Raw genomic sequence first — 8,600 nt, 5'->3', positions numbered from 1 at the left:
CCTGATCATTGACGTGGAGGTGGTTACAGATCAGGAGATCATCAACCTGATGAATGATCAGGACATCATCCTCCCCTTTTAGGTAGGAAATTTTAATCTCCGCCTTTTGCCATGATGTTGTCGTAGAGGGTTTCAAGCGCCAGTTTGTGTTTGGCCTCTTCCTGCGAGAGCATCTGGAAGAGCTTCTTATGGCCGCCTGCATCCACACGGCCGGCGCAGTCGTCATAGAATTTCTTGGCTTTCTCCTCCCGCTTCATAGCCAGCCTCAGGATATCCGGGTAGGACATGCCCGCCTTGTATGCAATATCAACCATGTAGTCGCTGCGCTTGAGGTCGGCGATCCCTGCCGGCTTGAACCCGGCCACGTTTTTGGGATCGAGGTTTTCGAGCATGGCCTTGTGCTTTTTCTCCTCATCGGCAAAGGACTCAAAGGTCTTCCTGGCCGCGCTGTATTTCTCCTGCTTTCCCGCATCGGTATAGAACTTCACCGCCTCTGCTTCTTTTTCTATAGCGTACTTGATGATATCCTCTATGGACTTAAAGCTCATGGTTTTCTCCTTTTACCAAAATTCGTATTGTCAAAACCTAACCACAGAGAACACAGAGTATTTCTCTCAGCACTCTGTGGTTTCATCTCTCATCCTTTTTTTACTGGTTCCCATTGGGTTTCCACCACTCGCCCGTCTGCAGGTACTGCTGGATGGCCTTGGCCGCATTCCGCCCTGCGCCCATGGCCAGAATCACCGTAGCGCTCCCGGTCACAATATCCCCGCCGGCAAATACGCCTTTCTTGCTGGTACGGCAGGTGGTTTCGTTTTCCACCTCGATGTATCCTTTTTTGTTCAGCTTCAGATCCGGCGTGGTCTGGGCGATCAAGGGGTTGGCGCTGGTGCCGATGGCAATGATGACGGCATCCATCGGGAGGGTAAACTCCGAACCTTTGATGGGCACCGGCCGGCGTCTGCCCGACGCATCCGGCTCACCCAGTTCCATCTTCAGGCACTCCAGCCCGGTCACCCATCCCTGCTCGTTGCCGATGACACGGACCGGTGCGGTCAGGTTTTTGAACTGAACCCCTTCATGTTCCGCATGATCAACCTCCTCCTTCCGGGCGGGCATCTCCGTCCTGGACCGCCGATAGACGATGTAGGCGTTATCCGCTCCGAGGCGCAGGGCCGTACGCACCGAATCCATGGCCACGTTACCGCCTCCGATCACGGCCACGTTTTTGAACTTCTTGATGGGAGTGTCATAAACCGGAAACTCAAAGGCCTTCATCAGATTGTTCCGGGTCAGGTACTCATTAGCCGAATAGACCCCGTTCAGATTCTCACCGGGGATGCCCATGAACCAGGGGAGTCCCGCCCCGCTGCCGATGAACACGGCATCGTATCCATCCTCCTTCATCAATTGATCGATGGTCCGGATCTTCCCGATGACATGGTTCAATCTCAGGTCCACCCCGAGCCTCTGGAGGTACTTCACCTCTCTACCCACAATGGCCTTGGGAAGGCGGAACTCCGGGATGCCGTAGACCAGGACCCCTCCCGCTTTGTGCAAGGCCTCAAAGATGGTCACATCGTGACCCCGCCGTATCAGGTCCCCGGCAACGGTCAAACCGCCCGGCCCGGCGCCGACCACGGCCACCTTCTTGCCGGTCTTCGGCGGGAGTTCAGGCAGGGGAACCTCGCCGTGTTCCGCCTCATAGTCCGCCACAAAGCGCTCCAGCCTTCCGATGGCTACCGGTTCTCCTTTCTTTCCCACGACACAGACCTTCTCACACTGATCCTCCTGAGGGCAGACACGCCCGCAGACCGCAGGCAGAAGATTGGTTTCCTTAATAGCCTGGACGGCCTTCAGAAACTCCTTTTCCTGGATCAGTTTGATGAACTTCGGGATGTTGATTGAAACCGGGCAGCCGGTTATGCAAAAGGGTTTCTTGCACTGCAGACAGCGGGAGGCCTCAGTCACGGCATGTTCAAGTTTATAGCCGAGGGTTACGGAACTGAAATTTTTGGCTCTCTGATGGGGATCCTGTTCCGGCATGGGCTGCCTGGGAATCTTCGGCTTCTTGGGTTTTGTCTCCTGCCTCCCTTTGGTTGGTTTCTCGTCACTCATAATTGCTCTTGATCCTCATTTAATGGTTTGATTCAATCTTTCAAGCCTGGCGGCAGGTCTGCTTCTCGCATATCTCTTTTGCCAGTTTTTCCTCAGGAAGATACTGCCGCTGGCGCATCATCATCTCTTCGAAATCAACCTGATGGCCGTCGAATTCAGGACCATCCACACAAACGAACTTGGTCTTTCCGCCCACGGTCACCCGGCAGGCGCCGCACATACCGGTCCCGTCTACCATGATTGTGTTCAAGCTGACAAAGGTCTTGATCTTATACGGCTCCGTGACCTTGCAGACGAACTTCATCATGATGGGCGGCCCGATGACCACAACCAAGTCGATGGGGATCTTCTCCACCTCGATCATATGCTTCAGTTCGTCCGTGACAAAGCCATGCCGGCCATAGGACCCGTCGTCTGTCGTGATCCGGATCTCATGGCTGACTTTTTTCATCTTATCTTCATAGATCAGAAGGTTCCTGGTGCGGGAACCCAGGATCGAGATCACCTTGTTTCCGGCGTCCTTCATGGCCTTGGCGATCGGATGGACCGGGGCGATCCCGATCCCGCCGCCCACGCACACCACCGTGCCGAACTTCTCAATATGCGTGGGCTTGCCCAGAGGCCCGGAGACATGATGGATACGGCCGCCTTTGTTGAGCAGGCCGAGGCACATCGTCGACTTCCCGACCTCCTGGAAGAGGATATTGATGGTCCCCCTCTGCACGTCCGTATCGGCGATGGTCAGCGGTATTCTCTCCCCATGCTCATCCACGATCAGGATGATGAACTGGCCTGCGTGATGGGCCTTCGCAATCTCCGGGGCCTTGACCATGAATTCCTTGATCTTCGGCGCTTCATCGGACCAGACTTTCTTCTCTAATATTTCAAACATCGGTTTTCTACCTTACACTCAGGTTACGGTTTAATATTTCTGATCCTGGAGGTCGTCATACTCCTCTTCAAAACGCTTGAGATGCTTTTTCTCCTCCTGGGCCAGAAGATTGAAGAGTTTCTTGGCCTCGGCATCATCCACATACCGGGAAAACTTGTCATAACTCTGGATCGCTTCCTTCTCCTTGGCCATGGCCGCCTCCAGAACATCCTTGTAGGAGGCGCCTTCATCCAGTTGACCCGCAGGTTTGATGTAGTCGGCGTACCCGAAGTTATGAATAGCCTCATGCACCTTCGGCACGATACCCTTTTTCTTGAGGTTTTTCTGCAGGGCATCCAGGCGGTCGTAGTGGCTCTGTTCCTCGCCGGCCAGGGACTTGAGAAATTCCTTCACATGGCTCAGGCTTGCGATATCGGCCGCATCCAGGTAAAACTTCTTTGCGTTGTCTTCTGCGATCTTGGCATAGCTGATGATTTCACTAAAGGTTATCTCTTCCATGGTCCACTCCTTGGCGCCGCTCCACTTCATTAAAGAATCTTGAACAATATTTTCTCCTCTTTTCAGGAGGACAAAATATTAGATCATGTCGATATAGCCGCAGGGGCACTCTTCGGCGCACTTTTTGCAGCCCTGGCAGGTCTCCAGGTGGAACTCATAGTGCTGCCCCACAGGCATATCCTTGGAGAGCTTTTTGACCGCGCTGTCGGAGCAGTAGGTGAAACAGTTGTCACAATCAAAACACTTGCCGCAGCTCAGGCATCTCTTGGATTCCTCAACGGCCTGTGCCTCCTCCAGCGTGAAATGAATCTCTTTAAAGTTGTCTTTCCGTTCTTCCACAGGGAGAGACTTAACCTGGGTTCTCTCCAGCGGGACATAGTGATTGAGATTCATCTTGTCATACCGGATCACTGGAAGTTCATCCGCCTTCTCCGGCTGGGTTCCCCTCAGATAATGATGGATCGCGCGGGCGGTCTTGGCGCCCAGGCCGATGGCCTGCGTCGCAATCCCGAGTCCCACGGTCACATCCCCGCCTGCAAAAACGCCGGGAACATCGGTGGTTCCGTCCTCATTAGCGGTGACCCACCCCTTCTGGTTCTTCAACCTCTCCAGTCCTTCATAATCCGGGGTCTGGCCGATGGCCGATATAACGGCCGTCACGTCCATGGTATATTCCGAGCCAGGCAGAGGAACAGGCCGCCTTCTTCCGGACGCATCCGGTTCACCCAGTTCCATGCGAATGGCCTTGAGCTGAACGGCCTTTCCGTTTCCATTCTTGATGATTTCTACCGGAGCGGCCAGAAATTCAAATTGAATCCCATCTTCCTCGGCAAGGGCGATCTCATGCTCGATGGCCGGCATCTCGTTCTTGGTCCGGCGGTAGAGGATGGTCACATCGGCCCCCATCCTGAGAGAGCTCATGGCCGCATCGATCGCGGTATTGCCTCCGCCGACGACCACCACCTTCTTGCCGATATCCGATCGTTCGCCGACGTTGACCTTGTGCAGGAAGTCAGCGCCCGTCCAAACGTTTTCGGCATCCTCACCCGGAATATTCATGTTCCAGCCGGTGTGGGCCCCGATAGAGACATAGACGGCCTTGTACTCACTCTGGAGATCTTCAAACGTGATGTCCTTGCCGATCTTTATATTGTATTTGATTTCCACACCCAGATCTTCAATCCTCCGAATCTCGGCATCCAGGATCTCTTCGGGAAGACGGTAGATGGGAATTCCAAAACGGAGCATACCTCCGCCCTTGTCAAACCTCTCGAAAACGGTCACCTGGTATCCCTGTCTGGCGAGCTGATAAGCACAGGAAAGACCCGAGGGGCCTGCCCCGATGACGGCCACCTTCTCACTGAATGTCCCCTCGTTCAATTTTTTCAAAGGGAGTTTGTGCTGAATGCCGTAATCGCCGACGAACCGCTCCATGCTGTTGATCCCCACGGCCACGTCCTTCCCCTTCCGGTTGCATTCGCCCTCGCAGGGGTGCGGGCATACCCTCCCCATGACCGCAGGGAAGGGATTGTTGTGGGTGATGATGGACCAGGCCTCTTTGAAGGATTCATCATAAGAACGGTTGTAGCTTTCCGACTGAGCGATATAAGTCAGGTACCCTCGTATGTCTTCACTGCTTGGGCAGGTGAATGTACACGGCGGGGTCTTTGGCGAATATTTCGGCCTTAGATTGGAAGACTCTCCACCGCCTTTCCCACCGACACGAGCGCCTAATGTTCTTTTCTTTTTCTTGACCTGTAGTGCCATAAGACATACTCCTTCTTGAGAGCAGAACTCTGCATTCAAGAGCGAAAAAGACAGCCGGCCGCTCTCAGAAACGGCGTACTCCAATCCGGAGGCGACCGGCTGTCTGATGCAATAACTTTGTTTCGTCCGACAAGGGCCGGATGCCATGGATAAAGGAAAACGACCTTTATCCTTTGGCAGCCCCTTCTGTACCGGGAAGGGCAATGAAGCTCCCGCCTGCATAACCGTAAATACAGCGCCCGGAATCCATAAGAGTCCGAATGGCCGTCTTGCAATCCTGCTTATCGACCTTGTCCCCGTACGTGGAGAGGATTTCCTTGGTCAGATCGCCGGCCTTGTACCGCTTCTTCCCGGCATACTGTTTTACGATATTGAACATGGCATCCGCAATTGCTTCGACAGACATTTTATCTGCCATTCTTTGGCCCCCCTTTACTGAAATTTAATATGCGTGGATCTCTTGAAGGTCTCGCCGGCATGCTTGAAGTCATCAATATGATACTTGGTGAATTCAAGACCGGTCATGCTGAAAAACTTGGGCCAGCCGATCCGGTCAATCCACTCACTGAGCCGCTCATACCTCCGGCCGTCCGATGCATAGACCTTCACGATGTTCTTCACCGTAGAGGTCACCTCGGGCCATCGCGGCGGGTTGTTCGGAATGAATGGGACGGCCAGTTTGGTGAACTTAGGCTCGGTCCGGGCGTTACTGACCTTCCCGCCCACCCAGATCGAAATCCCGTCGTTCAAGGGATCCGCAATCGGCATGGCCGGACAGACCGTGAAACAGTTGGCGCAGAACATACAGCGGTCTTCATCAATCTGTACGCTCGGCTTGCCGTTGACCGTCGTAGGCCGGATGGCCGCCGTGGGACAGGCCGAAACCGTGTTCGGTATCTCGCAGATGTTGGATACGTTTTCATGCTGAATCTTGGGCGGACGCCTGTGAACGCCCAGGATCGCAATGTCGGAACAGTGAACGGCCCCGCACATGTTGAGGCAGCAGGCCGCCGCGATTTTGAGCTTGTGGGGAAGTTTCATATCCACGAAATACTCGTAAAGCTCATCCATCAGGGACTTCACCACCCCGGACACATCGGTGGCCGCGGAATGGCAGTGCACCCATCCCTGTGTGTGGATGATGTTCGATATGGAGCTGCCGGTCCCTCCGACGGGATAACCCTTGGCCTTTAAATCCTTGATCAGGGGATCGATATTCTTCTGCTGGTCCAGCAGGAATTCCACATTGTTCCGGCTGGTAAAGCGGAGATAACCTCCGCAGTACTTGTCGGCCAGATCCGCGAACATCCGGATCGTGTCCACACTGATCAGTCTCGGCGATCCGGCGCGGACCGAATAAATTTTGTCTCCGGATTCCGATACATGAACCAAAACGCCGGGTTTGACTATTTCATGATATTTCCACTTCCCGTAATTTTTCTTGATGACGGGAGGGAGAAACTGTTCATAATGCGGCGGTCCGAGATCGGTTTTTCTTGGTGCAGTGGGTGCTGCCATGTTGATTACCTCCTTCTTTGATTTCTGAATCCGTTATCCATATTGTTATTGTTATGATTTCCCGTTTGTCTCCTTGCCTGCTTCTATGATTCATCCCCTTCTTCGAAGTACTCTTCGTAGAAGATGTAGGGGTTGGCTCTCGGATGCATCACCATTTCAGGGATAGGATCCACACCGATCTCTTCGATGAAATTTCCGAGGCCCACGCGCTGGATGCACTCTCCGATCCTTTCGCGGCTGACGCCGTGTTCATCCCAGAACTCCCAGATCCGTCCGACGAGATCCTTGAACTCCTTGTAATCGTCCTCTTTGCTCAGCTTCATGAAGGGGACCAGGACCGAGGCGAGGAGCGCCCCTTCAATAATCGGGGCCTTGGCGCCGATCAGAATGGTGGCCCCGGTGTCCTTGCCCGGCCGGAGGGCCTTGGGCATGACATTGATGCAGTGCATGCAGCGGTTGCACTGCTTATTATCTATTTTGATCGCCTTCCCGTCAAAGCCCATGCAGGCCGTCGGGCATTTCCGGATCACGTCGGCCCTGATGTCCATCCCCGAATCCGAGTATGCCTTGACCGCAGCCTGGTCGATCCTGATGTCATCCCGCCAAGTCCCGATCACGGAGAAGTCTGACCTCGCAATGGAGGCGACGCAATCATTGGGACAGCCGGAGAATTTGAATTTCCACTTGTAGGCGAAGGCGGGACGGTGCAGTTCATCCTGGTAGGCCATGGTGATGTTATAGCACATGTCCATGGTGTCATAGCAGGCGTACTCACAGCGCGCCGGCCCGTTGCAGCAGCTCGGGGTCCGGACATCCGAGCCCGAACCTCCCAGGTCCCAGCCTTTGTCGGTCAATTCCTTGAAAATCGGCTCCAGTTCCTCCGTGGTGGTCCCCAGAAAAACGCAGTCGCCTGTTGAGCCGTGCATATTGGTCATCCCTGAACCGTGCGCATCCCAGATGTCGCAGAGCTCCCGCAATGCCTTGGATGTGTAGAACCATCCGGACGGCTGGTTCACACGCATCGTGTGGAAGTGAGCGCAGGCCGGAAACTTGTCCGGGGAATCGGAATACCTCCCGATCACGCCTCCGCCGTACCCCATGACACCCACCAGACCCCCGTGCTTCCAGTGCCCTCTCTTTTCCTTATAAGAGAGTTCGAGCTGCCTCAGCAGGTCCTGAATCATCGGCTTTCTTCCAGCCACCCCTTTCAGTTCCTTCACAAAACTCGGCCAGGGTCCCTTTTCGAGCTCGTTCAAAAGGGGTGTTTCTACTTTATTTACAGTCGCCATTCTTTGTTTCTCCTTTCCTCACTCTCTCCGGCATCTGGACGGAGGAAATATGATTAAAACGTCAACCGACTAACCGTCATTCAAGAACCTTATTTTCTCCCCGCTGTACGGCAACAGTCACCTTCCCGTTGACGGGGTTTTACAGGTCTTTCTTGGTTCTTCTCCCATATAGTGGGTAAAAAGGGTTCGAGGATTCCAGGGTTCAAGGATTCAAGTGAAATACTTAAATGCAAGCAAAATCTCCAGAGAAAAACACAGTAACCCTTGAACCCTGATGTTTTTAGCACTTCACTCGACCCCTTGAATCCTTGGCCCCTCGGACCCTCAAGTCTTGAAAAGCACTTCACTTGACCCCTGGAATCCTTGACCCCTTGACCCCTGATGTTTTCACCCACTCTTTTGGAGATGAACCTTAATTCCCAATCAGGCGCAGCGCCCTTCCGGAAATCATGCCGACCGCTTGCTCCTGCAATTCGTCATCTTCATACAGCAGGAACCTTGCTTCATCATGGATCAGC

General features: G+C 53.9%; 8 protein-coding genes. All 8 read right to left on the bottom strand.

Translation table 11 applies throughout. The features are described 5' to 3' along the window. Positions 1 to 92 precede the first annotated feature (92 nt). On the bottom strand, positions 93 to 548 hold the full coding sequence (locus tag AUK29_09330; GenBank protein OIP62040.1) for a hypothetical protein: 456 nt from the start codon (positions 546 to 548) through the stop codon (positions 93 to 95). A 100-nt stretch (positions 549 to 648) separates the two neighbouring features. After that, complete coding sequence (locus AUK29_09325) at positions 649 to 2,046, bottom strand: glutamate synthase (NADPH), homotetrameric (GenBank protein ID OIP62041.1); 1,398 nt, start codon at positions 2,044 to 2,046, stop codon at positions 649 to 651. 112 nt (positions 2,047 to 2,158) lie between these two features. Further along, a complete protein-coding gene (locus AUK29_09320; GenBank protein ID OIP62039.1) occupies positions 2,159 to 3,010 on the bottom strand; it encodes a ferredoxin-NADP reductase in 852 nt (283 codons plus the stop codon). Positions 3,011 to 3,040: 30 nt separating this feature from the next. After that, a complete protein-coding gene (locus AUK29_09315; GenBank protein ID OIP62038.1) occupies positions 3,041 to 3,538 on the bottom strand; it encodes a hypothetical protein in 498 nt (165 codons plus the stop codon). 48 nt (positions 3,539 to 3,586) lie between these two features. Continuing rightward, complete coding sequence (locus AUK29_09310; GenBank protein ID OIP62037.1) at positions 3,587 to 5,275, bottom strand: hypothetical protein; 1,689 nt, start codon at positions 5,273 to 5,275, stop codon at positions 3,587 to 3,589. Between the two features lie 166 nt (positions 5,276 to 5,441). Then, the gene (locus tag AUK29_09305) at positions 5,442 to 5,693 is read right to left on the bottom strand and encodes a hypothetical protein (GenBank protein ID OIP62036.1); all 252 of its coding nucleotides are present in this window, start codon (positions 5,691 to 5,693) and stop codon (positions 5,442 to 5,444) included. 14 nt (positions 5,694 to 5,707) lie between these two features. Continuing rightward, on the bottom strand, positions 5,708 to 6,793 hold the full coding sequence (locus AUK29_09300; GenBank protein ID OIP62035.1) for a sulfite reductase, dissimilatory-type beta subunit: 1,086 nt from the start codon (positions 6,791 to 6,793) through the stop codon (positions 5,708 to 5,710). A gap of 83 nt (positions 6,794 to 6,876) precedes the next feature. Beyond that, on the bottom strand, positions 6,877 to 8,082 hold the full coding sequence (locus tag AUK29_09295) for a sulfite reductase, dissimilatory-type subunit alpha (protein ID OIP62034.1): 1,206 nt from the start codon (positions 8,080 to 8,082) through the stop codon (positions 6,877 to 6,879). Positions 8,083 to 8,600: the final 518 nt, after the last annotated feature.

The sequence above is a fragment of the Nitrospirae bacterium CG2_30_53_67 genome (assembly GCA_001873285.1).
In the GTDB taxonomy this organism is placed as follows: Bacteria; CG2-30-53-67; CG2-30-53-67; order CG2-30-53-67; family CG2-30-53-67; genus CG2-30-53-67.
The sequence above is the reverse complement of the archived record's forward strand: the minus strand, read 5'-3'. Positions and strand labels throughout refer to the sequence as shown.